Here is a 22,913-nt window from a genome sequence, read left to right as displayed (position 1 = left end):
CATCCCTTTGAATGATGGCTTGGGGCGAACTTAGTCGTACACATCAAAATGCGCTATGGGTGTCTGCGCCAATTGGGCGAGGACGCTGGAATGACCGGATCAGAAAATTCGAACGCACGTATCCTCACCGGCGAATGYTATTGCCGTGCCGTGCGCTACGAGGTCGCGGACGCGTTCTCTTACGCGCTGAACTGCCACTGTTCGAATTGCCGCCGCACCACCGGCTCCGCCTTCAAGCCGTTCGCCGGGATCGTGCAGGACAAGCTCCGCATCGTCCGTGGCGAGGACCAGCGCCTCATCCATGGCGACGACGCAACCCACGACGCGCACTGCGCCCGCTGCGGCTCGCTGCTTTATTCCCGGGTGCGCGAGGGGAAATGGGTCCATGTCGCCATGGGAACCCTGGTCGACGCCCCCTCGATCCGGCCGAGCGCCCACATTTTCGTGGGCTCGAAGGCGCCCTGGCATGAGATCACGGACGAGCTGCCGCAATACCGGGGACACATCGGGGGTGACTGAGCGCATACTTGGCCTGCGCCAGCGAACCGCTATCGCTCTGGCGAGACTAAAGAGTTCCTTGGCAGTTTGCAGGCATCGTCTTCGTGATCTCCATCACAAATGCGATGGCGGATTCTGCTAAGGCAATCCCCAAAGGGCGACCGAATTGCTCCCGATCTCTGGAAGTTCTGTCATGCGTAGCCTGCTCGGACTTTGTCCGCTTTTTCTGGCTCTCTTGTTCGGCGCTGCGCCCGCTCTCGCCGGAAAGCGCGTGGCGCTGGTCCTTGCCAACTCGTCCTATCAGTACGCGCCGTCGCTCGCGAACCCCGTCAATGACGGTGCAGTGATGGCGAAGACGCTGAAGGACGCCGGCTTCGAAATTGTGGAGTCCCGGCATGATCTGTCCGCGTTGGAGACGCGGCGCGTGCTGCGCGATTTTGCCGATGCGACGCGCGATGCCGACATCGCCGTGGTCTACTATGCCGGCCACGGTATCGAGGTCGAAGGCTCGAACTATCTGATCCCCGTTGACGCCAAGCTCGAACGCGACACCGATGTCTACGACCAGGGGCTGTCGCTCGACCGCGTCCTGGTCACGGTCGAACCCGCCAAGCAGCTTCGCCTGGTGATCCTCGACGCCTGCCGCGATAATCCGTTCGGCAAGACCATGAAGCGCACGGTTGTCTCGCGCGGCATCGGCCGCGGCCTGGCCCAGGTCGAGCCGAACAGCCCCAACACGCTGATCGCGTATTCGGCCAAGGCCGGCTTCACGGCGCAGGACGGCGACGGCGCCAACAGCCCGTTTACGGTCGCGCTGTCGAAGCATCTGACGACGCCGGGCCTCGACGTCCGCCGCGCCTTCGGCTTCGTGCGCGACGACGTGCTCAAATCGACCGGCAACAAGCAGGAGCCGTTCGTGTACGGTTCGCTCGGCGGCGAGGACGTGCCGCTGGTGCCGGTCAAGGTGGTCGCGGCCGCTCCGGTGGCGCCGGTGGCGAACCCGCAGGCGGCCGATATCCGCCGCGACTACGAGCTCGCGCTCCAGGTTGGCAACAGGCCGGCCTGGGAGGCATTCCTGGCCCAGCATCCTGACGGCTTCTATGCGAATCTCGCCAAGCTTCAGGTCGAAAAAATCGGTGCCGAGCAGGCCCATGCGGCGGCCACCGAGAAGGCGAAGCAGGCCGAGGCCGAACGCGATCGTCTTGCCGCCCTCGGCGCGCAGAAGGATGCGCAGGCCAAGGCTGCGGCTGATGCGAAAGCCGCCGAGCAGGTGCAGCTCGCCGCGCAGAAGGCCAAGGAGCAGGTGCAGCAGCAGGCGGCCGCGGCCGAGCAGCAGCGCGTCAACCTCGCCGCCGCGGCGCCAGGTGCTGCACCCGCCAGCACGGCGAGCCCCGCCGGCGCCAGCGTCGCTTCGCTGACGCCGACGACCACGCCGATCGACCTCAGCCGCTTGGTGCAGACCGAGCTCGGCCGCGTCGGCTGCTTCTCCGGGCAGGCCGATGGCAACTGGAATACGACTTCGCGGCGCTCGCTGTCGCAGTTCAACCGTTACGCCGGCACCAAGCTCGACGTGAAAGTGGCGAGCACCGATGCGCTCGATACCGTCAAGTCAAGGCCGTCGCGCGTCTGCCCGCTGGTCTGCGAGCACGGCTTCAAGGCCGACGGCGACACGTGCACGAAGATCGTTTGCCGTGAGGGCTATGCGATCAACGACGACAATGAGTGCGAGAAGCAGCGCATCGCCAAGCCTGCGACGGCCAAGCCCACAACCGCCAAGCGCGACGACGGCGATGAGCGTTCCGCACGGCAGCGCCGTCAGGCCGGCGGCGCGGCGGGCGGCTATGGCGCCGCCGCGGGCATTGCGGCTGCCGCGAGCGCCGGCCGCGCCTCGGGTGGCGGGCAGATTTTCTGCAATGGCGGCAGCTGCCGCCCGGTCAACCGCGGCTGTCATCTCGAATATCGCGGCGGCGGCGGCCCTGGCAACGACGCCAATGCCGAGGTGTGCAACTAGGCTCGCGCTATAGACGTCTTCGTCTCGGCGCTTGCCGGGACGACGTCAGTTCGATATCGCACTTGCCGCGATGTTCACTGTCAGCGCCAGCAACGCCGTGTTGTAGATGAACGACACGATGCCATGCGCGGTCGCGGTGCGGCGGATGGTCTTGTCGGTGATGCCGACGTCGGAGACCTGCGCGGTCATGCCGATCACGAACGAGAAATAGACGAAGTCCCAATAATCGGCGTGATCTTCCTTATCGCCGCTCGGAAACTGCAATCCGCCCGGCGGGTGCCGGTAATAATCATGGGCGTAATGCAGCGCGAAGGTCGTGTGCACCGCGGCCCATGACAGCGCGATGGTGGCGATCGCGATGGTCAACTCCCACGCCCCGCGATGCGGCGTGCCGAGCTCAGACATGATCGCTGCGATGCTGGCGAAGGCGCCGATCGCCGTCACCAACAGGATCACGAAGCGGCCGTCGTCCTGCATTGCGGCACTACGGCGGATGTGCTGCTGGTCGTTGCACAGCATCATCGCGTAGACCAGCACGAGATAAACCGCGATCAACGCATCCCAGCCGAACAGCAGCCGCGTCACCAGCCGGTGCGATCCCGGCAGCAGCAAGCAGACCAGGATGCCGGCAGCGAGCGCGATAAAGGTACGCGGCCGCGCGTAAATCAGCCGCATCGGCCGCGACATCTTGCGGAAGCGGACGAGGACGGGATCGTCTTTGTCGGTGGCCATGATGGCTCCAGCCCTCTCGCTCAACTCTCGTTGTCGCCGCAGCGGCGGCCTGCTCCCTCGCCCCGCTTGCGGGGAGAGGGTTGGGGTGAGGGGGAGCCTCCRCAAGGACGGTGAGAGCTGGATTCGCGGAGGCTCCCTCTCACCCGACATTCAAGCTGCGCCTGAATATCGACCTCTCCCCGCAAGCGGGGCGAGGTGAAGATCGTGCACTACATCAGTTCTTCCGCTCGGCGACGAAGCGCGCGGCGGCTTGCAGAACGGCGGCGCGGTCGCCGAAGATCGACACGGCGCCGTCGGCCCGCGCGAGCAGGTCGCGCACGCGCTGCTTGGCGCCTTCAATGCCGAGCTGGGTGACGAAGGTGGTCTTGCCGAGTGCGGCATCGGCGCCGGCCGGCTTGCCGAGGGCCGCCGCATCGCCTTCGACGTCGAGCAGATCGTCGGCGATCTGGAAGGCTTCGCCGAGCGCGCGGCCGTAATCGTCGAGCGCCTGATATTCCTTTTGCGAGGCCTGGCCGAGGATCGCGCCCGCGATGCAGCCGTAGCGCAGCAGCGCACCGGTCTTCATCTGCTGAATGCGGGCGACATCGATCGGCTCGTTGCCGCCAAAACGGCCTTCGCCGGCGAGATCGAGAATCTGGCCGCCGACCATGCCGCCGATGCCGGCGCAGCGCGCCAGCGCGCGCGTCAGCAGGAGGCGCACATTGGCGTCGCGGTGGATCTCATCGCGGGTGATGATGTCGAAGGCGAGCGTCAGAAGGCCGTCGCCAGCGAGGATCGCGGTCGCATCATCGGTCTTCTTGTGCAGGGTGGGACGGCCGCGGCGCAGGTCCGAATTGTCCATCGCCGGCAGGTCGTCATGGATCAGCGAGTAGCAGTGGATGCATTCGAGCGCGGCGCCGGCGAGCAGGGCGGCCTCGCGGGGAACGCCGAATACGGCCGCGCTCTCGACCACCAGGAACGGCCGCAGACGCTTGCCGCCGTTGAGGCTCGAATAGCGCATTGCGTCCATCAGTCGCTTGGGACGGGCGATCTCATCGTGCAGGATGTCGTCAGCCAGCAGGCGTCCAAGCAGGGCTTCGGTGTCATCAGCGGTCTTGTCCAGGCGTTTGGCGAAATCGGACGGGGACGTGCCGGTCATCAAGAAGGGCTCCAGAACTAAAATTCGGCGGGACAATCCTTTATGCGCCCGCCTCAGTCAATCGTTTGGAAGGCCTAAAAAGTGCTGGAAAAGGCCCGAATTATCACAGACTTAATGGCGGGATCCGTGGCCGCGTTTCATTTTGCGCCGGAAAGGTCGATTTGCGCATCGTCAAGATCCTGCTGGTAGCGCTCATGGTCGTGGCTCTCGCGCCCTACGTGATCGCGCCGTTCTACCGCACCGGCCATCCCGTTTCGACGCTGATGGCCTGGCGGTCGCTCCGGGGTGCGCCGATGCATCGGGAGTGGATTGATCTGGCCGCGATGTCGCCCTCACTGCTGCGATCGGTGGTGGCGGCCGAGGACGCCCATTTCTGCAAGCATCACGGCATCGACTGGGGCGCGCTGCGCGAGGCGATCGACGATGCGAAGGAGGACGGTACGCCCTTCCGGGGCGCCTCCACCATCACCCAGCAGGTGGCAAAAAACCTGTTCCTCTGGCAGGGGCGGGATTTCGTCCGCAAGGCGCTGGAATTCCCGCTGGCGCTGTGGATCGATCTCGTCCTGCCCAAGGCGCGAATCCTCGAGATTTACCTCAACATCGCCGAGCTCGGTCCCCAGGGCCAGTTCGGGGTCGAGACGGCCAGCGCCTATGCCTTCGGCAAATCGGCGGCCAACCTCTCGCCTCGGGAGGCGGCACTTCTGGCCTCGATCCTGCCCAATCCGGTCAAACGGAGCGCCCGGACCCCCGGGCCTGGCGTCCGGCGGCTGGCGGGGACCTATGTAGCGAGGGCGCAGGCGAACTCGCTTTTGACCTGCTGGCGGGAAAATCGCTGATTTTGGGCCCTTTTCGGACGTATTTTCCGGTCCAAAAGCCTAGATTTACGGCCAGCCTTCCTCTATAAGCCCGGCCTTGATCGGCATTCAGCTCGCCTCGGTTTGCGGGTGCTGAGCCGTCCCCTCGCGGACGATGCCCTGACAACACCAATCCCTAGAGGATATTGAAATGGCCGTTCCGAGAAGAAAAACCTCGCCGTCGCGTCGTGGCATGCGCCGCTCGGCAGACGCCATCAAGAAGCCGACCTATGCGGAAGACAAGGACTCCGGCGAGCTCCGTCGTCCGCACCATCTCGACCTCAAGACCGGCATGTACAAGGGCCGTCAGGTCCTGAAGAAGAAAGAGTCCTGAATTTAGGACCTTTCTCCGGGCAGGATCATTTCGCCTGCCTGATTTCGGCCACCCAATGAGATATGACAATGACGGCGGCGGAGCTAATGCTTCGCGGCCGCATTGTCCTGTCCGGATATCTTGATCGAGAAGGCATTTCGCCGATGGTCGGTTTCCCGCTGCTCCTGATCCCGCTCGCGGTCTACAACATCATCGCCTTCCTGATGCCGTCCGTGTCCTTTACGGACGTGCTGTTCAAGGTGCCGATGATCACGGGCGAGACATGGCCGGTCACGCTTGCCGACGTGATGCTCGCGCTCGGTATCGTGTTGCTGCTGCTAGAGGTGGTCAAAGGCGCGCGGCCCGGCTCGAAATTCCTGATGGATCATCTGCTGTCGCTGATCGTGTTCGGTGCTGCCGCGGCCGAATTCGTGATGTGGCCCAAATTCGGCAACTCCACCTATTTCCTGCTGGTGCTGCTCGCGATGGCCGATTTCCTCGGCGGTATCGCCCAGCGCACGCGCCGCCGCGTCACCTATGTCGCGGAGACGACAGTGCCGGCGCCGCGCAAGGCCAAGCGCCAGGCCGAAGCGGCAGCGGACGACGCGGCGCCCGAACCCAAGTTCGAGCCGGTGTCTGCGCCGGCGGTGCCACCCGCGCCGTCAGCGCAGTCGGTCGCCGAATCCGTGCTGAAGGATCACCCCGCGCCGAAGCCGGTGAACCCGCCCTCGCCGGAAATTCCCTCGCCGGATTTGCAACCGGGCAACGGCACGCCGCCGTCTCCTGACGCGCCGCGCTGATCGTGAGTCGCCGCCGCAATGGCGGTGCGCTCCCTCTCCCCGCAAGCGGGGCGAGGTGAAGGGCACCACCTCTCTCAGCAAATTCGTCGTGCTTAAGCCACCTGTCGCGTGCGCGCGGTGACGCTTCCGAGCGGGCGCTTGTCGCCATAGGCCATCTGCGCATCCTCGGACGAGGCGCGGCGGAGCCGGCTGGCCTGGGGCAGGTGCTCGGCATTGGCGATGAGTTGGGTGACGAAGCTCGGATCGGGACGGGGCAGCGGCGCCTTGTGGACCCACTGCAACGTCGGCAGCAGCGGCACTAGGGCCGTGCCCGTGCCGTTGTCCGTGCAGTCCGATCGATCAGTACTTAACATCGCAATCACCGTTGATCCGGCGAGGCCTGTCGCGTTTCGAGACGCTGGCGCCGGTGCGTGTCATGTACTCGCAAGGCCTATGCCGGCCGGGCCGGTTTGGTTCCGCAGGCCTGCGAAACATGGTTTCCAAATTTTTTATGAACTTTGCCTAGAGTCGGAGTCGAATCTGGCCGTATTCTGTGCCGACTCAGGACTCCCTGCTGTCCCGAAACGAGGCGATTTTGACCCCTGCATTGCCGCAAGCCTCCGACATCCTGGCCGCTCTCGGTCAGGCCGTTTTCGCCTGGGACATCGCCAGCGATTCCATCGTGTGGGGCGAGCAGGTCGCCAGCGTCTTTCCCGGCATCCCGCCCGAGCGGCTCGCGACTGGCGCCGAATTCGCCAAGCTGATCGAGCCCGCGCAGACGCTGCGGACCGCCGCGCTGGCGCAGACCTCGCCGGTGCACGGCGCCGACGGCACGCCCTACCGGGTCGAATATGGCGTGCGCATGAGCGCCGCCGATCCCGTGGTCTGGATCGAGGAGACCGGCCGCTGGTTCGCCGGCCCCGATGGTCGCCCGGTGCGCGCGATCGGCTCCATCCGCATCAACAATGAGCGTCACGCCCGGGACGAGGAGCTGACCAAGCTGGCTCGGCTCGATCCCCTGACCGGCGAGCTCAATCGTTCCCACCTGATCGCGGCGCTGGCCGAAGCGATCGAGGAGACGACCCGCTTCCGCTCGACCGCAGCCTTCATGCTGGTCGGCATCGATCATCTCGCCCGCGTCAACGACGCTTTCGGCTTCGATGTCGCGGACGCCGTGATCCTCGACGTGGCCAAGCGCATCCGCGCCCGCCTGCGCGGCGGCGACGTGCTCGGCCGTTTCTCCGGCAACAAGTTCGGCCTGATCCTGAAGAACTGCACCGTCGATGACATGAACGTCGCCGCCGAGCGCTTCCTTGCCGGCATCCGCGACGAGGTGGTGCCGACCAAATCCGGCCCGGTCTCGGTCACGGCGTCGATCGGCGCGGTCAGCGTGCCGCGCTATGCCCGCAGCACCGACGAGGCCGTCAATCGCGCCCATGAGACGCTGGACGCGGCAAAACAACGCCGCGTCGGTTCGTTCGCGGCGTGGCGCCCGGATGCCGCGCGCGACGCACAGCGCCGCGTCAACATCCGTGTCACCGACGAGATCGTCACCGCGCTGAACGAGCGCCGCATCAAGCTCGCCTATGAGCCGGTGGTCTCGGCCGCCTCGCGCGAGTGCGCGTTCCACGAATGCCTGGTGCGGATGGACCAGGGCGACGGCCAAGTGCTGCTCGCGCCCGACATCGTGCCGGTCGCCGAACGGCTCGGCCTGATCCGCCTGGTCGATCACCGCGTGCTCGAGCTCGTGGTCGCCGAGCTCGCGGCCGCGCCCGACATCTGCCTCAGCCTCAACATCTCGCCTGATACGACGATGGATCCGGACTGGTGGGCGGGAATTGAGTCGCTGATGCTGGCCCATCCCGGCGTCGCCGAGCGGCTGATCGTCGAGATCACCGAGACGGTCGCGATCCAGGACATCGACGATGTCCGCGGCTTCGTCACGCGGCTGAAGAATTTCGGCAGCCGCATCGCCATCGACGATTTCGGCGCCGGCTACACCTCGTTCCGAAACCTGCGCAAGCTCGGCGTCGACATCGTCAAGATCGACGGCGCCTTCGTGCAGAACATCACCCGTTCCGCCGACGACCGCGCCTTCGTGCAGACCCTGATCGACCTCGCCCGCCGCCTCGACATCAAGACGGTCGCCGAGTGGGTGCAGGACGAAGAGGCCGCCGCCATGCTGCGCGACTGGGGCTGCGACTACATCCAGGGCCGCCTGATCGGGCTCGCCTCGGCCGACCGCCCATGGGGCACGCCGCCGGACAGCGCACTGCCCGCTGCGAGCTGAGACATCGTAGGGTGGGCGAAGCGGCTTGTCCGCCGTAGCTCGAAGAGCGAAGGCGGAAGCGCGCTCACCCCTTGCGCCACATTCCTCCGTCATTGCGAGCGCAGCGAAGCAATCCAGAATCTTTCCGCGGCGGCAGTCTGGATTGCTTCGCTGCGCTCGCAATGACGATGAGGCAGCTACGCGACGCAAATACCGGGCACCGCGACCTTCTGGAACAGATGCGGGCTCGCGACTGCGGATGCGGGGTAGGCGGCGATCTTTGCGCGGAATTCCGGGTGGGTGAAAGCGGCGCGGAAATGCGCGTTGGATTCCCACACCGCGTAATTCAGATAGGCCGGGCTGTCGCCGACGGCGCGGTGAAGCTGGGTGGAGATGAAACCGGGCTGGCGCTTCATGAAGGCGGCGTCGTCCTGCCACGTCTTGAGGAAGCTCCGCTCATCCTCGGCGTCGAGCGTGAAGACGTTGACGAGCACCACGGGGCCGGTTTCGAGCGCGATCTGACGGTCGATCGGGAAGGCAGGGTCGAGGGGACGCATGAGGGGCATGATATTGCTCCGGTCAATTTGGTATCATAATGTCAATTCGACAGTCCCGGATATAGACAATTGACATCATGATGTCAATACGGATCAATGGTGCCAAATGACCAAGACGAAGCGGACCCCGGCGGGCGAAGCCTTGACCGGCCTCATCCTCGACCTGTTCCGCGCCAACAGCCTGCTTCTGACCGCTGGCGATCGGCTGGTGACATCGCTCGGCCTCACCAGTGCGCGCTGGCAGATCCTGGGGGCGATCGCCGACGCCGAGCGCCCGGAGCCGGTCGCCTGGCTCGCCCGCAATCTCGGCGCCAATCGCCAGAACGTGCAGCGCATCGTCAACGACCTCGCGCGTGATGGTCTCGTCGTGTTCGAGACGAACCCGCATCATCGCCGGGCGCAGCTTGTGGTGCTCACCGACAAGGGCAGGCAGATCTACGACGCCGCCGGCCGCTTGCAGGTCCCGTGGGTCAACGGCCTTGCGGATGGATTGTCGGTCAGGGATATCGACGTGGCCCATCGCGTCGTGACCGCACTGCGAGCCGGTCTGAAAGACGCCGGTGAAGCGAACGAGTAAGCAAGCGAGGCGCCGGGGGACACGAGGCGTACATCGTGTGAGCCCATTTCGGACTCAAATCCGCCGCCGACTCAATCGATGTATCCAAATGCGGTTGGAGGCATGTCCTGAGTTGGGGAATTTGCCATGAGTGATGAAGATTTAATGCGTCATAAGAGACAGAAGCTGATTTCCACTGCCGAAGATATCGTGCGTGATGAGTCTTTCGAACTCTTGTCGCAGCAGCTCTGCGAAGGCGCTAGCTTTTCGGACGATGAATCCCCGTCGAACGACGTTTTTTTGCTTCTTGAGGAGAATGCGCGGCTTCGTGCGCTTGCCATCAGCCTTTCCAGCCTGGTCGGAGACCTCTCCGAACGGGAGTGGAGCAATGCGCTCGCATCGGCCGATCGTGCCACGCTCAATCGCCTGAGGTCGTGTCGGGCGTAACGATAGAGAGAGCGGCGAGGTGAAGCGGAGCGTCACGCCACGCGCCTGACCGCGTTCAGTCGCTCGATCGTGTGACCGACCTCGGCTGCCGGGCACGGCGTGCCGAAATAATAGCCCTGGACCGCGGTGCAGCCGCATTCGCGGACGAAGTCGAGCTGCTCGATGGTCTCGACACCTTCCGCCGTGGTCTCGACGCCGAGCACGGAGCCGAGGCTGGCGATGGTGCGAACGATGGCGACGCTCTCCGGGCTTTCGCCAAGCGTGCCGACGAAGGAACGGTCGATCTTGATGCGGTCGAACGGAAACTTGCGCAAATAGCTCAGTGAGGAATAGCCGACGCCGAAATCGTCGAGGCTGACGCGCACGCCAAGAGCGCGGAGCTGGTGCAGGATCTCGATTGTCGCCTCGCTGTCGTCGAGCAGCGCTGTCTCGGTGACCTCGAGCTCGAGCCGCCGCGGCGGCAGGCCGGCTTCCGCAAGCGCGCTCGTGACCATCGCCACCAGTCCGCGCGAGCGGAACTGCGCCGGCGACAAATTGACCGCGACGGTGACATCGGGCCAGGACGCCGCGGTCGCACAGGCCGTGCGCAGCACCCATTCGCCGATCGGGACGATCAGCCCGTTCTCTTCCGCGAGAGGAATGAATTCGGCCGGCGAGACCAAGCCGCGCGAGGGGTGTTTCCAGCGCAGCAGCGCCTCGAAACCGGTGAGCTCGGTGGTGTCGAGCCGCACCTGCGGCTGGAACACGAGGTGAAATTCGCGTGCCTCAAGCGCGCCACGCAGATCGTGCTCCAGCGCGTGCCGGCCGCGCGCCTGTTCCTCCATCTCGGGCTCGAACAGCTGGTAGGCGCCGCGCCCCTTGGCCTTGGCCTGGTACAGCGCAAGGTCGGCGCATTTCATCAGCTCGTCGGCATCGAGCCCGTGATCGGGCGCGATCGCGATGCCGACGGAAACGCCGACATGGATCGACTGGCTTTCCAGCGGCGGCGGGTGGCCGATGATCTCGACCAGGCGGCGGGCGAGCCGTTCCGCCGATTGCGGCTGCGGTCCGCGCTGGAGAACGGCGAACTCGTCGCCGCCGAGGCGGGCGACGGTGTCATGCTCGCCGACATTCTCCTTCAGCCGTGACGCGACCCAGCGCAGAAGCCGATCGCCGGCGGCGTGGCCGAGGCGGTCGTTGACCGTCTTGAAATTATCGAGGTCGAAGCACAGCACGGCCATCGCTCCGCCGGCGATCGCGACCTGGTTCAGTCCCTCGCCCATTTTCTCGCGGAACAGCGTGCGGTTGGGCAGGTCGGTGAGTGAATCGTGCTGCGCCATGTGCGCCACGCGGGCCTGGGCCTTGTGGCGCTCGGTGACGTCCTCATAGGTGACAACCCAGCCGCCGTGCTCCATCCGCTTGTGATTGAGCTTGATGATGCGGCCGTCGTTCAGGTGACGGTGCAGCGTGTGTTCGCCCTCGCGCAGCCTTTCGACATAGTCGGCATAGATCCTCGCGGCGGTCGTGTTCGGATGGATGCCGAGGTCGCAGCTATGCTCCATGATCTCGCGCATCGAGACGCCGGGCTTCACGACATCGGGCGACAGCCCATACATCTCGATGTAGCGCCGATTGCAGACGATGACGCGCAGGCTCGAATCGAGCATGCACAGGCCCTGGCTCATGTTGTTCAGTGCCGCGTCGAAGCGGCGGTACTGCTCGCTCAACTCTTCGATCGCGCGCTCGCGGTCGGTGATGTCCTCGTAGGTGGCGACGAAGCCGCCCTCGGGCAGCGCGCAGTAGCGCACCGAGACCACGGTGTCGTTCGACATGCGCCGGCGCATCGGCGAGGAATCGTGGTTCGCGATCCTCGCGCTGGCGGCTTCCAGCAGCTGTTGCGGGCTGTATTCGGACGCGAACGCTCCGTTCACCATCGACCGCTCGATCAGCTCGCCGAGATGCGTGCCAGGCCTGGTTTCCTCCGGCGACAGCCGATAGATCTTGCGGTAGGTGGTGTTGCAGACGCGCAGGCGCATGTCGCTGTCGTAGAAGGCGAGCCCGTGCGCCATGTTCTCCAGCGCCGCATCGAGGATGAAGTTTTGTTGCCGCAGCGCTTCTTCGTACTGCAGCCGCTCGGTGACGTCCTGATGCACCGTCACCCAGCCGCCGTCGGGCAGGAAGCGGGACACCGCCTGCACCATCCGGCCGTCATGGCGCATCACCAGCAGGGTCTTCGCCTTTCTGCTGCGCACATCCTCCAGCCTGGTGTCATGGAACTCGTCGGCCGACATGCCCGGCAGGTTGCCGCGCGACATCCAGTGTTCGATCACTGAGCAATGCGAGACGCCCGGCTTCACGATGTCGGGGTCGAGATTGTAGAGGTTCAGGAACCGCTCATTGCAGACGACGACACGGCTGTCGCCATCGTACATGATGAGGCCGTGCGACATGTTGGCGAGCGCGTGCTGGCTGCGCTCCGTCTGCACGCGTAATTCCGCCTCGAGCCGGGCGAGGCGGCTGACGTCATCGCAGATCGTCATCCAGCCGCCGCCGGGAAGCGGCTTTAGCTCGAGGGACATGACGAGGCCGCTGGCGAGTGTCTGTTCGGTACGGAACGGCTGGCCGGCCGCGATCTGCGCGATTCGCTTCGTATACAGCGCGTCGATCTCGTGTTGCGGAAAGTTGCCGCGCGCCGCGCTGTGTGCGAGCACCTCGCGGTAGCTCGTGCCGACATGCACGATGTCGGCCGACATGTCGAACAGCGACAGATAGCTCTGGTTGACCAGCACGATCCGGTTGTCGGCGTCGTAGACGCAGACGCCCTGCTCCATGTGATCGAGCGCAAGCTGGCTCAGCCCGACGAGGGCCTGCGGGCCCTCTGCGCGGCGTGCACCAAGCTCGTTATCGCGGATCGGCGTCATGGGATCGACGGGTCTCGGCGGGCAATGGACCTAACGCAACGTAATTCAGCCACTGAGCGTAGCGAAGAGGCGGGAAAATTCCCTTAAGCGCAGTAGTTTACGGAGGGTGACCGGGGATGCGTAGAGTGTGTGTCGGCGCGCGAATGCGGAAGTGCCTGCAAGCCAGAGTTGGCCGAGAGCCTGCAACAAATCAGGTGTCGTCCCTGCGAACGCAGGGACCCATACCCCCAGGAAGAGGTTTGGCGAAGACTGGCAGTGAGCGGGTCTTCCCGCAGTACCAATACCCGCCCCTACCGACAGATCACGCGGTATGGGTCCCTGCGTTCGCAGGGACGACAGCGCATTCTTGGCCCGAGCGTCCCTTACGGCCCGTACAGCACGAGTTCCGTGTCCGTGAGGTCGCCGAGCTGCGGCCGGTGYGGACCCTTGAAATATTTACGGCCGCGCCGCTCGGTGTAGATGCCGGCGAGGCCGGGAATCGGGCCATTGGAATCGATCGCCACCGAGATCTTGCCGAGTCGCAGCAGCAGCCGGCCGATGCGGCCTGCGCAGGCGGCGTATTCGGCGGCGCTGCGGCAATAGATCAGCTTCATCGCGGGCGGCGCGATGAAGCCGCGGCGGATGCGCACTGGCTGCAAGATGAAGGGGAACGTCCCCTTCGGCGTGCGGCAGACCAGGCTGAGGCAATTGTAGCGGGCATGCCGCGTGAGGAGCTGCGTCTCGTCGTCGGTCAGACCATCGATCGCCTTGGCGTGCTGCGAGATGACCTCGATCTTGCTCCAGCGCGGAGGGCGCGCGAGGGCGGGCACGGAGAAGAAGATGCCGTGGCAATAGGCACGAAAGCCCTGCGTCTCGATGATCGGCCAGGTCCACGGCGCCGGGCTGATGTTGAGATRGGTGACATCCTTGTGCCGCTGCGCGATCTTGGTCAGCAGCGGGGCGTAGTTGCGGTACGCCGGATCGACATACCAGCTCGACAAATTGCACTGGATGGCGGCCTCTTCGCCGTGCTTTCGCGCCGTGTAGATCAGCAGCAGCACGCCGACGGGCGCGCCGTCATTGTCGAGCATGTAGCCGAAGCGCGGATAGCCCTCCGGCACGGGCCGGAAGGCCTGCCGGCGCAGACCCTGGATCCAGTAATTGCGCGAGCGGCCGACGAAGCCGCGCGTCAGCAGGTCCGCGACCGCATCGACGTCGGCCTCGGTGATCTCGCGGCATCGGACCTTGGTGTGAATCACGCTCGTTTTACCCGTGGAAATGGGAGGCCTCGTTCGCTCTATCGCTTCAGCACGATCTTTTCGGAAAACCGCCCCGCACTTTTCCGGATCATGCTCTAGCGCCAGCCTTCACCATGGGCATCGGCCGTGGCTAACGGCTGCATGCCCATGATCTCCCGCACCTTGGCGGGCCAGGCGGCGAGATCAGTGCCGTGGGTGTGGAACATGGCGACGGCCAGGCGGTCCATGCCGAAGGCGACGCAGCCGGTGTGGGCCGGTTCGCCATTGGCGTCCTGGATGCCCCAGGTCGTGCCAAAATGCTCGCGGTGATAGTTGAAGCTCATGCAGGCGGTCGGCTGATCCTCCGAGCGGAGCGGGATCAGGAGCTCGAACTTGAGCTGCTGCTGCTTCTGGCTCACCGCCTTGATCTGGCCGACGCGGCCGAAGAAGGGGTCGCTGGCATAGTCGACGCGGAAGGTCAGGCCGAGGTCGCGGGCGATCGCCTGCGCGCGCACCATCCAGCGCTCGCGGAAATCGGCGACGTCGTCGGGGCCGCCGATGCAGACATATTCGCGCATCCGGAACGATTGCAGCCGGTCGAGATGTTTCGACGGCTCGCGGCGGAAGCAGTCGGCGGCGACGTCGAAGCGCAGGCCGCCGTTCGGCAAAGGTCCGCGGCTCGCCGCGATCGGATAGACCGGGTAGCACGCGGCGGGCGACAGCACGAGGTCGGCCGGCGAGAGCGATGAAGTCCAGTCGCCGCCGGCATCGAAGCGGCTCACCGCCGCGTTGATCTCGCGTTCGGTGCCGTGCAGGCCGCAGACGCAGCCGAGCAGGTTCGGAAAGCTCTTGAGATAGCCGGATTTCTCGAGCTGGGCCCGGCTCATCACCGGCGGGAAGCGCATGACCTCGGTGCCGGTCTCGCGATGGCTCGTGATCAGCGCGGCGAGACGCTCGACGACGCCCTCATAGAGCGCGGTGCGGGCGTAAACGCCGTCCGAGCCCATGGGGTGGAACAGCTTGTCGGCGAGATGATCGAGCGGATCTGCGATTTGCGGCGCGGTCTCGGGCGAGCTGGGGAGAACAGCAATGTTCATGTTCGACTTCCTGCTATCTGAAATTGTTCTTTTTGGCCGAAAGGCACGTCAGTCGCGAAGGCTTTCTAGTCCCGAAGGCTTGCCGGAATGCCGCTCATCAGCGTCGACGTGGCGGCGTTGGCGAGAATGCGGTCGTTGTTGATCATGATCGGTGAGGACAGCACGTCGCGCAGGTGGCGGCCCATGGTGAACTCGCCGTCGTTGCGGTAGCCGGAGAGGCCCGCGGTGCGCATCGCATGCATCACGGTCTCGACCGCGAGCTCGGAGGCCTGCACCTTCAACAGCGTGATCGAGGACTGGAAATCGAGCGAGCTCAGCGCGCGCTCGTCATGCTCGGCGCGGGCAAAGGTGTCGACATTGGCTGCGATCAGCGCGCGCAGCTTGGCCAGCGACATCTTCGCGGCCGTGAAATGCGCCGCGGCCGGCGGCATCTGGCCGCCCGAGGTGCGGGCCGCCTTGCGAACGAAAGCCTGCGCACGGGTCACCGCCGCAGCAGCGATGCCGGCCCAGGCCGAGGACCAGCACAGATGCGCGAACGGCGTCATGGTCTGGGCATGGATCTTGTCATAGGATTCCGGGAAGATGCGGTCGGCCGGGCAATCGACCTTCAGCTCGAAACCGGTCGAGCAGGTGCCGCGCATGCCGAGCGTCTCCCAGCCCTGCGTCTGCTTCAGCGAATAATCGTCCTTGGCGAGCGCCAGCAGAACCTGGTCTGAGGCGGCGGCCTCGGTGGCGCGGCGGGCGATGGTGACGAGGCCATCGGCCTCCGCACCGTAGGAGATCACAGTGGCGTCGCGCACCAGCGAGACTGCGTCGCCGGCGTGGTCGACTGCCGCGGCGCTGGCGCGAATGTTGCCGCCGTTCTGGCCTTCGGTGGTGGAGGAGGCGAGCAGCCACTGGTCGCGGGCGACCCGGCGCATCATCGTTTCCATCCAGGGGATGCCGTGGCCATGCCTGATGACACAGGCGACCTTGGTCGTGTGCATCGCATAGATCATCGCGGTCGAGGCGCAGGCGCGCCCGAGCGTGTAGCAGATGTCGGTAACGTCGTAGATCGAAGCGCCAAGGCCGCCGAACTCGACCGGGATCATGACGCCGAGCAGTTTCTGCTCACGCGCGACCTCGAAAGCCTTGTGGGGGAAGCGGGCGTCGTGATCGACCCCGTCCGCGTCGGCAGCCGCCGCAGTGGCGGTCCGGGTGGCGCGTTCGATGAGGGAGGGGCCGTGTTCGAGAAAGCTCGTTTGCGTTTCGTCGACAGTGAGGACTGCTTCACGCACGTTCATACTCGTCCGCCTCCGGTTTGCCGTTCAGGATCGCCGGCATCATTCGCGATGCCGTGCAAACGATCCTCCGACCATTTTGCTTGTGAGACGAGGCTACGGATTTAATTCAAATTCGTCGATGAAATAGAGGGTAAACAAAGCCAAATTCCGAACGAACAGTTAAGTTCGGGTTGTTTGCATCGCCGGAAATTCCGTGGTCGCGTTAGGGATCTGGAAGAACCCGGAATTCCAGACAATCTGAGTCATCGTTTACTAAGAAAGGCGAAGTAATGGTGGCGCCCATTGTGGGATCGGCCCGTCGCGCCCATCGTAGCCGGCAACCGGTCCGACCGTTGAATAGACAGATGGGAATTTATCGATGCAGGCCTTCGATACCGACGTGCGCGATCGCATCATCAAGCTGGTGAAGGGCATCCTCGAGCAGAACTCGCTCACCGCGGACATCACACCACAGGCGAAGCTCGTCGATGCGGGTCTGACCTCGATGGACATGGTCAATCTGATGCTCGGCGTCGAAGCCGAGTTCGATTTCACCATCCCGCAGTCCGAGATCACGCCCGAGAATTTCCAGTCGGTCGAGACGCTGGAGCGGATGGTCGCGACCCAGCTGCAGCTGGCAACGGCAGCTTAATTAGACGTACCTATCTCTCCCCGGGTCGTCCCTGCGAACGCAGGGACCCATACCGCGGAATCTATCGATCGTTGAAGGTCGCAGTACAGAACGACGAATCCTCGCCAAACTGCGCCCTGTGGTTATGAGTCCCCGCTTTCGCGGGGACGACACTGAGAGTGAGGCGAGCACCCCAGGCTCCTCACAGCACCGGCATCGCCCCACCGCCCCCGTTCCAAAACCGCCGCAAAACTGGCATAGCTTAACCATGTCGCACATAGCTGACAGGGTGGAGCAGGCATGACGCAGGCGGTATTGGGCATCATCGGTGGTTCCGGCATCTACGATCTGCCGGGTCTCGAGGACGCGCGCGAAGAAGTGATCAAGAGCCCCTGGGGCGAGCCGTCGGCCCCTCTGCGGCGCGGCTCGATTGCCGGCCTGCCGATCGTGTTCCTGCCGCGGCACGACAAGGGTCACCGGCTGTCGCCCTCCGACATCAACTATCGCGCCAACATCGATGTTCTGAAGCGGGCCGGCGTCACCGACCTGATCTCGCTCTCGGCCTGCGGCTCGTTCAGGGAGGAGCTGCCACCCGGTACCTTCGTTCTCGTCGACCAGTTCGTCGATCGCACCCACAAGCGCGAGAGCTCGTTCTTCGGCAGGGGATGCGTCGCGCATGTGTCGATGGCGCATCCGGTCTCGCCGCGCCTGCGCATCCATCTTGCGGCGGCAGCTGAAGCCGAGGGCATCGCGTTTGCGCGCGGCGGCACCTATCTCTGCATGGAGGGACCGCAATTCTCCACCTACGCGGAAAGCATGACCTACAAGACATCGGGCTATTCCGTGATCGGCATGACCAACATGCCCGAGGCGAAGCTCGCGCGGGAGGCCGAGATCTGCTACGCCACGGTCGCGATGGTGACGGATTTCGACTGCTGGCATCCCGACCACGACGCCGTCACCGTGCAGGACATCATCCGCGTGCTGACCTCGAACGCCGACAAGGCCAAGGCGCTGGTGGCGCGGCTCGCGACGGATTTTCCGCGCGAGCACGAGCCGTGCCCGATCGGTTCGGACCGCGCGCTCGACACCGCGCTGATCACGGCGCCCGAGGCGCGCGATCCCGAGCTCTTGAAGAAGCTCGATGCGGTGGCCGGGCGCATCCTGCGAGCGTGATACGAAAGGCAGAATGCCATGAAGGTTGACGGCAAGCATTTCCGCAGCATTTGGCGCGAGCGCGATGGCTGGTCGGTCGGCGCGATCGACCAGCGCCGCCTGCCGCATGAGTTCATCGTTGCGAAGCTGACTTCATGCGAAGACGCTGCGGTCGCGATCCGCGACATGCTGGTGCGCGGCGCGCCGCTGATCGGCGCAACCGCGGCTTATGGCATGGCGCTGGCCATGCGCGAGGACTCATCCGACGCCGGCCTGAAGCGCGCTTATGACACGCTGGTCGTGGCGCGGCCGACCGCGATCAATCTGAAATGGGCGCTGGACGAGATGCGCACGGCGCTCGCGCCGGTCGATCCCGTTGAGAGGGCGGAGGCGGCCTATGCGCGCGCTGACGAGATCGTCGAGCAGGACGTCGAGATCAACCGCGGTATCGCCGGCAACGGCCTGAAGCTGATCGAGGCAATCGTCGCAAAGAAGAAGCCGGGCGAGACGGTCAATGTGCTGACCCATTGCAATGCGGGCTGGCTCGCCACCGTCGACTGGGGCACCGCAACGGCGCCGATCTATCTGGCACACGAGCGTGGCATCAAGATCCATGTCTGGGTCGATGAGACCCGTCCGCGCAACCAGGGCGCCTCGCTCACGGCCTGGGAGCTCGGCCATCACGGCGTGCCGCACACGGTCATCCCCGACAACACCGGCGGACACCTGATGCAGCACGGCATGGTCGACCTCGCCATCGTCGGCACCGATCGCGTCGCCGCCAATGGTGATGTCTGCAACAAGATCGGCACATATCTGAAGGCGCTTGCCGCGCACGACAACGGCGTGCCGTTCTATGTCGCGCTGCCGTCGCCGACGATCGATTTCGCCGTCGATGACGGCATCCGCGACATTCCGATCGAGCAGCGCAGCGGCACGGAGGTGACCGACATGACCGGCCGCACCGCCGACGGCCGGCTGGAGACGGTGCGCATCGTGCCGGAGGGCTCGCCGGTCGCGAATTACGCGTTCGACGTGACGCCGGCGCGGCTGGTCACTGGCCTCATCACCGAGCGCGGTGTGCTGAAGCCGGATCGCGCTTCGTTGGCGGCCGCCTTTCCCGAGCGGATCGCCGCTGCGGCGGAGTAGGCTGCCGTAGGGTGGGCAAAGGCGCGAAAGCGCCGTGCCCACCATCTGCTTGTGGTGGGCACGCTCCGCTTTGCCCACCCTACGGCTTCGTGCCTCGCAACGATGAGCCAGCCTATCCCAACTTCAGCCCCGTCGCCGCCTCAAGCTCCGCAATCGCCTGCGCCCCACTCGTCACCTTGATCGTGGTCATGCCCATCTCGCGCGCGGGTTTTAGATTGACGCCGAGATCGTCGAGATAGACGCACTTCTTCGGATCGACCTTCAGCGTCTCGACCATCATCCTGTAGATGCGCGGGTCGGGCTTGCGCAGGCCGATCTTGGCGGATTCGATGACGTGGTCGAACAGAACCATCACCTCGGCGATGTAGAGTGAGCGCCCGGTCATGCTGCCGATCGCGTTGGCAGGCAGATTGTTGGTGATGCAGCCGGTCTTGAATCGCGCCTTGATGCGCTTGAGGGTCTCGACCATCTCGGGACGCAGATCGCCCTGAAGCAGCGGCAGCACGTCGCGGCCGCGCACCTCCGCGCCGAGCGCGCGCGATTCCTCGGCGAAGAGCTTGTCGAAGGTGTCGGTATCGACCTCGGCTCGCTCGAACTTGGCCCAGGCGTTTTCCAGATGATTGGCGGCGTTGGTGCGCCGGATGATGTCGACGGGGAGACCGCGCTCGGTCTCGTACCGCGCGAACGCCTCGAACGGAGAACTCGTCAGCACGCCGCCAAAATCAAAGATCACAGCCTCGATCGTCAAGATCCCGCCCTCGTCAATTCCTTCCCAAGAGCGCTAGCATGCGCTATCGGCAAGGGCCAGTCCGAAGCAATCCCCGCCGTCACCGATGCTGACGCCAAGGCGTGTTCCCATGAAGAAGCTTGGAACCCTCATCGCAGCCGCGCTGCTGCTCGCCACGCCCGCACACGCCATCGTCGGCGGCGGCACGCCGCAGGCCGATGGTGTCGCGCGCGCGGTCGTCACCATTGTCGGCTCGCGTGGCAATTTCTGCACCGGCAGCCTGATCGCTCCGAAGGTCGTGCTGACGGTTGCTCACTGTGTGCAGCCCGGCGCGGACTACAAGATCGTCGATCGCGGCGCTGACGGTGCGCCGCAATTGCTGAACGTGCGCACCGTCGCGATCCATCCCAACTTCAACATGCAGGCAATGCAGGCGCACCGCGCCACCGCGGACGTGGCATTGTTGCAACTGGAAATTCCACTCAAGGGAAAATCGACGGTGTCGGTCGGTGCGCCGACTATTCCAATCCAGGTTGGCAGCCGCTTCGTCATCGCTGGTATCGGCGTCACTGTGCGTGGCGACGGCAAGAGCGGCGGCGCGACGCGCGTCGCCGGGCTCGTGGCCACGGGCCAGCCCGGCACGTTCCAGATCCGGCTGGTCGATCCCGTAACCAACGGTGTTCGCGACGGAATTGGCGCCTGCACCGGCGATTCCGGCGGTCCGGTGTTCGAGGACAAGCCGAACGGCCCGGTGCTTGTCGGCGTCATCAGCTGGTCCACGGGGCCGAACGGCGCAGCCGGCTGCGGCGGATTGACCGGCGTCACGCCGCTCACGCTCTATCGCGACTGGATTTTGCAGACCGCGCGGAGCTGGGGTGCGGCGTTATAGTTTGACCGCGAATTGATCTGTGTCATTTTGAAGTGGAAGCGCGATGGGCGACCATGCCCGTCGCGGAGGAAACGCGCCGTCCGGTCAAGGGCGGCCACAAAAACAAGCAAGGCACAGAAGCAACAATGAATGTCGCTGTCCGCAGTCACGCCACAACCAAGCAGGCCTCTGAACATTTCGACGTGCTGATCGTCGGTGCCGGCATCTCCGGCATCGGCAGCGCCTATCACATCGAAAAGCAGCTTCCCGGCACGAGCTACGTCATCCTGGAAACGCAGGCAACGTTCGGCGGCACCTGGAGCACGCATCGCTATCCCGGCATTCGCTCGGACAGCGATCTCCATACCTTCGGCTACAGTTTCAAGCCCTGGGTCGGACCGCCGATCGCGACCGCCGAGGAAATCCTCGCCTACATGAACGAGGTGATCGAAGACAACGATATCGCCCCGCACATCCGCTACAAGCACCAGATCAATTCCGCGAGTTGGTCGAGCGAGCAAAATCTCTGGACCATCGAGGCGACGACGACCGACACCGGCGAGGCGAAAACGTTCACTGCCAACTTCCTCTGGATGTGCCAGGGCTATTATCGCCATTCCGAAGGCTACACGCCGGAATGGAAGGGCATGGACCGCTTCAAGGGCCGCATCGTCCATCCGCAGAGCTGGCCCGACGATATCGACCTCGCGAACAAGAAGGTCGTCGTGATCGGCTCGGGCGCGACCGCGGCGACGCTGGTGCCAAACATCGCTGACGCCTGCGCGCATGTCACCATGCTGCAGCGCTCGCCGACCTATTTCCGGCTCGGCCGCAACGCCATCGAGATCGCCGAGGAGCTGCGCCGGCTTCAGGTCGACGAGGAATGGATCCACGAGATCGTCCGCCGCAAAATATTGTTCGAGCAGGATGCTTTCACAAAGCTCTGCATTGCCAAGCCGGAGCAGGTGAAGAAGGATCTGATCGACCAGATCCGCGCGGTTCTCGGGCCGGACYATGACGTCGAGACGCATTTCACGCCGACGTACCGGCCGTGGCGGCAGCGTATCGCCTTCGTGCCCGATGCCGATCTGTTCAAGGGCATCGCCAGCGGCAAGGCCTCCGTCGTCACCGACGAGATCGAATGTTTCGTCGAGAACGGCATCCAGCTCAAGTCCGGCAAGCTGCTCGAAGCCGATATCGCCGTCACCGCAACCGGCTTCAATCTCGCGGCGCTCGGCGACATCGCCTTCGAGATCGACGGCAAGCCGCTCGCCTTCGGCGACACCGTGACCTATCGCGGCATGATGTTCACGGGCGTGCCGAACATGGTCTGGGTGTTCGGCTATTTCCGTGCGAGCTGGACGCTGCGCGTCGACGTCGTCGCCGATTTCGTCTGCCGGCTGCTCGGCCACATGAAGGCCAAGGGCACGAAGAAGGTCGAAGTCAGGCTGCGCGCTGAAGACCACAACATGCCGATCCTGCCCTGGATCGATCCGGAAAACTTCAACCCCGGCTACATCATGCGCAACATGGACCTGCTCCCCAAGCGCGGTGACAAGCCGGAATGGCAGCACAGCCAGGATTACTGGACCGAGAAGGACGAGATCCCGAAGACGGATCTGGATGACGGAGCGTTTGTTTACGGGTGAGGTGATTGTTCGTGTGAGGGGCGGTAGCGATCTCGACACACACGGCTGTCGTCCCGGGGCGCGAAGCGAGCCCGGGACCCATACTCCCAGGCAGTGGTTATAGA

The 22,913-nt window shown here is 64.7% G+C and carries 22 protein-coding genes; 13 read left to right on the top strand and 9 right to left on the bottom strand.

Annotated features, from left to right (window positions below; genetic code table 11):
- Window positions 1-90 precede the first annotated feature (90 nt).
- Window positions 91-519 (top strand): GFA family protein, encoded by a 429-nt coding sequence (locus tag AB4Z51_RS32295; protein ID WP_441498746.1) that lies wholly within the window; start codon window positions 91-93, stop codon window positions 517-519.
- Between the two features lie 172 nt (window positions 520-691).
- The gene (locus AB4Z51_RS32290; RefSeq protein WP_441498745.1) at window positions 692-2,509 is read left to right on the top strand and encodes a caspase family protein; all 1,818 of its coding nucleotides are present in this window, start codon (window positions 692-694) and stop codon (window positions 2,507-2,509) included.
- 45 nt (window positions 2,510-2,554) lie between these two features.
- Here the strand turns inward: AB4Z51_RS32290 and AB4Z51_RS32285 are convergent, their stop codons facing one another.
- Window positions 2,555-3,241 carry a DUF1345 domain-containing protein gene (locus AB4Z51_RS32285; protein ID WP_063980020.1) on the bottom strand — a complete coding sequence of 229 codons (687 nt, stop codon included), beginning with the start codon at window positions 3,239-3,241 and terminating at the stop codon, window positions 2,555-2,557.
- Window positions 3,242-3,455: 214 nt separating this feature from the next.
- Window positions 3,456-4,379: a polyprenyl synthetase family protein gene (locus AB4Z51_RS32280; protein ID WP_028149141.1), complete on the bottom strand. Its 924-nt coding sequence runs from the start codon at window positions 4,377-4,379 to the stop codon at window positions 3,456-3,458.
- A gap of 161 nt (window positions 4,380-4,540) precedes the next feature.
- Between AB4Z51_RS32280 and mtgA the strand changes: the two genes are divergently transcribed.
- The 3 genes from mtgA to AB4Z51_RS32265 all read left to right on the top strand — a co-directional run bounded on the left by mtgA (window position 4,541) and on the right by AB4Z51_RS32265 (window position 6,346).
- The gene (gene mtgA / locus AB4Z51_RS32275) at window positions 4,541-5,215 is read left to right on the top strand and encodes a monofunctional biosynthetic peptidoglycan transglycosylase (RefSeq protein WP_283017863.1); all 675 of its coding nucleotides are present in this window, start codon (window positions 4,541-4,543) and stop codon (window positions 5,213-5,215) included.
- A gap of 169 nt (window positions 5,216-5,384) precedes the next feature.
- Window positions 5,385-5,567, top strand: a complete 183-nt coding sequence (gene rpmF / locus AB4Z51_RS32270; protein ID WP_028149139.1) for a 50S ribosomal protein L32 — start codon at window positions 5,385-5,387, stop codon at window positions 5,565-5,567.
- Between the two features lie 143 nt (window positions 5,568-5,710).
- Entirely contained in the window at window positions 5,711-6,346 is a 636-nt protein-coding gene (locus AB4Z51_RS32265) for a hypothetical protein (RefSeq protein ID WP_071917057.1), read from the top strand.
- Between the two features lie 92 nt (window positions 6,347-6,438).
- Here AB4Z51_RS32265 and AB4Z51_RS32260 read toward each other — a convergent pair whose 3' ends face one another.
- On the bottom strand, window positions 6,439-6,699 hold the full coding sequence (locus AB4Z51_RS32260; protein ID WP_441498744.1) for a hypothetical protein: 261 nt from the start codon (window positions 6,697-6,699) through the stop codon (window positions 6,439-6,441).
- 221 nt (window positions 6,700-6,920) lie between these two features.
- Between AB4Z51_RS32260 and AB4Z51_RS32255 the strand changes: the two genes are divergently transcribed.
- Window positions 6,921-8,615: a putative bifunctional diguanylate cyclase/phosphodiesterase gene (locus AB4Z51_RS32255; RefSeq protein WP_441498743.1), complete on the top strand. Its 1,695-nt coding sequence runs from the start codon at window positions 6,921-6,923 to the stop codon at window positions 8,613-8,615.
- 176 nt (window positions 8,616-8,791) lie between these two features.
- Here AB4Z51_RS32255 and AB4Z51_RS32250 read toward each other — a convergent pair whose 3' ends face one another.
- Window positions 8,792-9,160, bottom strand: a complete 369-nt coding sequence (locus AB4Z51_RS32250) for an antibiotic biosynthesis monooxygenase family protein (RefSeq protein ID WP_441498742.1) — start codon at window positions 9,158-9,160, stop codon at window positions 8,792-8,794.
- Between the two features lie 97 nt (window positions 9,161-9,257).
- Between AB4Z51_RS32250 and AB4Z51_RS32245 the strand changes: the two genes are divergently transcribed.
- Window positions 9,258-9,728, top strand: coding sequence for a MarR family winged helix-turn-helix transcriptional regulator (locus tag AB4Z51_RS32245; protein WP_354119024.1), 471 nt, complete (start codon window positions 9,258-9,260; stop codon window positions 9,726-9,728).
- Between the two features lie 126 nt (window positions 9,729-9,854).
- Window positions 9,855-10,154 (top strand): hypothetical protein, encoded by a 300-nt coding sequence (locus tag AB4Z51_RS32240; RefSeq protein WP_038942196.1) that lies wholly within the window; start codon window positions 9,855-9,857, stop codon window positions 10,152-10,154.
- A 32-nt stretch (window positions 10,155-10,186) separates the two neighbouring features.
- Here the strand turns inward: AB4Z51_RS32240 and AB4Z51_RS32235 are convergent, their stop codons facing one another.
- The 4 genes from AB4Z51_RS32235 to AB4Z51_RS32220 form a co-directional block, all read right to left on the bottom strand.
- Entirely contained in the window at window positions 10,187-13,054 is a 2,868-nt protein-coding gene (locus AB4Z51_RS32235) for a PAS-domain containing protein (protein WP_441498741.1), read from the bottom strand.
- Between the two features lie 362 nt (window positions 13,055-13,416).
- The gene (locus tag AB4Z51_RS32230; RefSeq protein ID WP_441498740.1) at window positions 13,417-14,292 is read right to left on the bottom strand and encodes an acyl-CoA acyltransferase; all 876 of its coding nucleotides are present in this window, start codon (window positions 14,290-14,292) and stop codon (window positions 13,417-13,419) included.
- A 95-nt stretch (window positions 14,293-14,387) separates the two neighbouring features.
- Window positions 14,388-15,368, bottom strand: coding sequence for an amino acid--[acyl-carrier-protein] ligase (locus AB4Z51_RS32225; protein WP_441498739.1), 981 nt, complete (start codon window positions 15,366-15,368; stop codon window positions 14,388-14,390).
- Between the two features lie 65 nt (window positions 15,369-15,433).
- Window positions 15,434-16,651: an acyl-CoA dehydrogenase family protein gene (locus AB4Z51_RS32220; RefSeq protein WP_441498738.1), complete on the bottom strand. Its 1,218-nt coding sequence runs from the start codon at window positions 16,649-16,651 to the stop codon at window positions 15,434-15,436.
- Between the two features lie 358 nt (window positions 16,652-17,009).
- On the opposite strand from AB4Z51_RS32220, the gene AB4Z51_RS32215 reads away from it, so the two are divergent.
- From AB4Z51_RS32215 to mtnA, 3 genes are all read left to right on the top strand, one after another.
- A complete protein-coding gene (locus AB4Z51_RS32215) occupies window positions 17,010-17,282 on the top strand; it encodes a phosphopantetheine-binding protein (protein WP_354239850.1) in 273 nt (90 codons plus the stop codon).
- A 279-nt stretch (window positions 17,283-17,561) separates the two neighbouring features.
- A complete protein-coding gene (locus tag AB4Z51_RS32210) occupies window positions 17,562-18,437 on the top strand; it encodes an S-methyl-5'-thioadenosine phosphorylase (RefSeq protein WP_441498737.1) in 876 nt (291 codons plus the stop codon).
- 18 nt (window positions 18,438-18,455) lie between these two features.
- Window positions 18,456-19,565 carry an S-methyl-5-thioribose-1-phosphate isomerase gene (gene mtnA / locus AB4Z51_RS32205; protein ID WP_441498736.1) on the top strand — a complete coding sequence of 370 codons (1,110 nt, stop codon included), beginning with the start codon at window positions 18,456-18,458 and terminating at the stop codon, window positions 19,563-19,565.
- 112 nt (window positions 19,566-19,677) lie between these two features.
- Here the strand turns inward: mtnA and AB4Z51_RS32200 are convergent, their stop codons facing one another.
- Window positions 19,678-20,313 (bottom strand): HAD-IA family hydrolase, encoded by a 636-nt coding sequence (locus AB4Z51_RS32200; RefSeq protein WP_441498735.1) that lies wholly within the window; start codon window positions 20,311-20,313, stop codon window positions 19,678-19,680.
- 109 nt (window positions 20,314-20,422) lie between these two features.
- On the opposite strand from AB4Z51_RS32200, the gene AB4Z51_RS32195 reads away from it, so the two are divergent.
- Together AB4Z51_RS32195 and AB4Z51_RS32190 are read left to right on the top strand one after the other, a co-directional pair.
- On the top strand, window positions 20,423-21,181 hold the full coding sequence (locus tag AB4Z51_RS32195; RefSeq protein ID WP_441498734.1) for a S1 family peptidase: 759 nt from the start codon (window positions 20,423-20,425) through the stop codon (window positions 21,179-21,181).
- A 125-nt stretch (window positions 21,182-21,306) separates the two neighbouring features.
- Complete coding sequence (locus AB4Z51_RS32190) at window positions 21,307-22,809, top strand: flavin-containing monooxygenase (protein ID WP_441498733.1); 1,503 nt, start codon at window positions 21,307-21,309, stop codon at window positions 22,807-22,809.
- Window positions 22,810-22,913: the final 104 nt, after the last annotated feature.

Source organism: Bradyrhizobium sp. 2TAF36 (assembly GCF_052114925.1).
GTDB classification, from domain to species: domain Bacteria; phylum Pseudomonadota; class Alphaproteobacteria; order Rhizobiales; family Xanthobacteraceae; genus Bradyrhizobium; species Bradyrhizobium barranii.
Note: the sequence above shows the minus strand (reverse complement) of the source record. Positions and strands in the feature narration are given on the sequence as shown.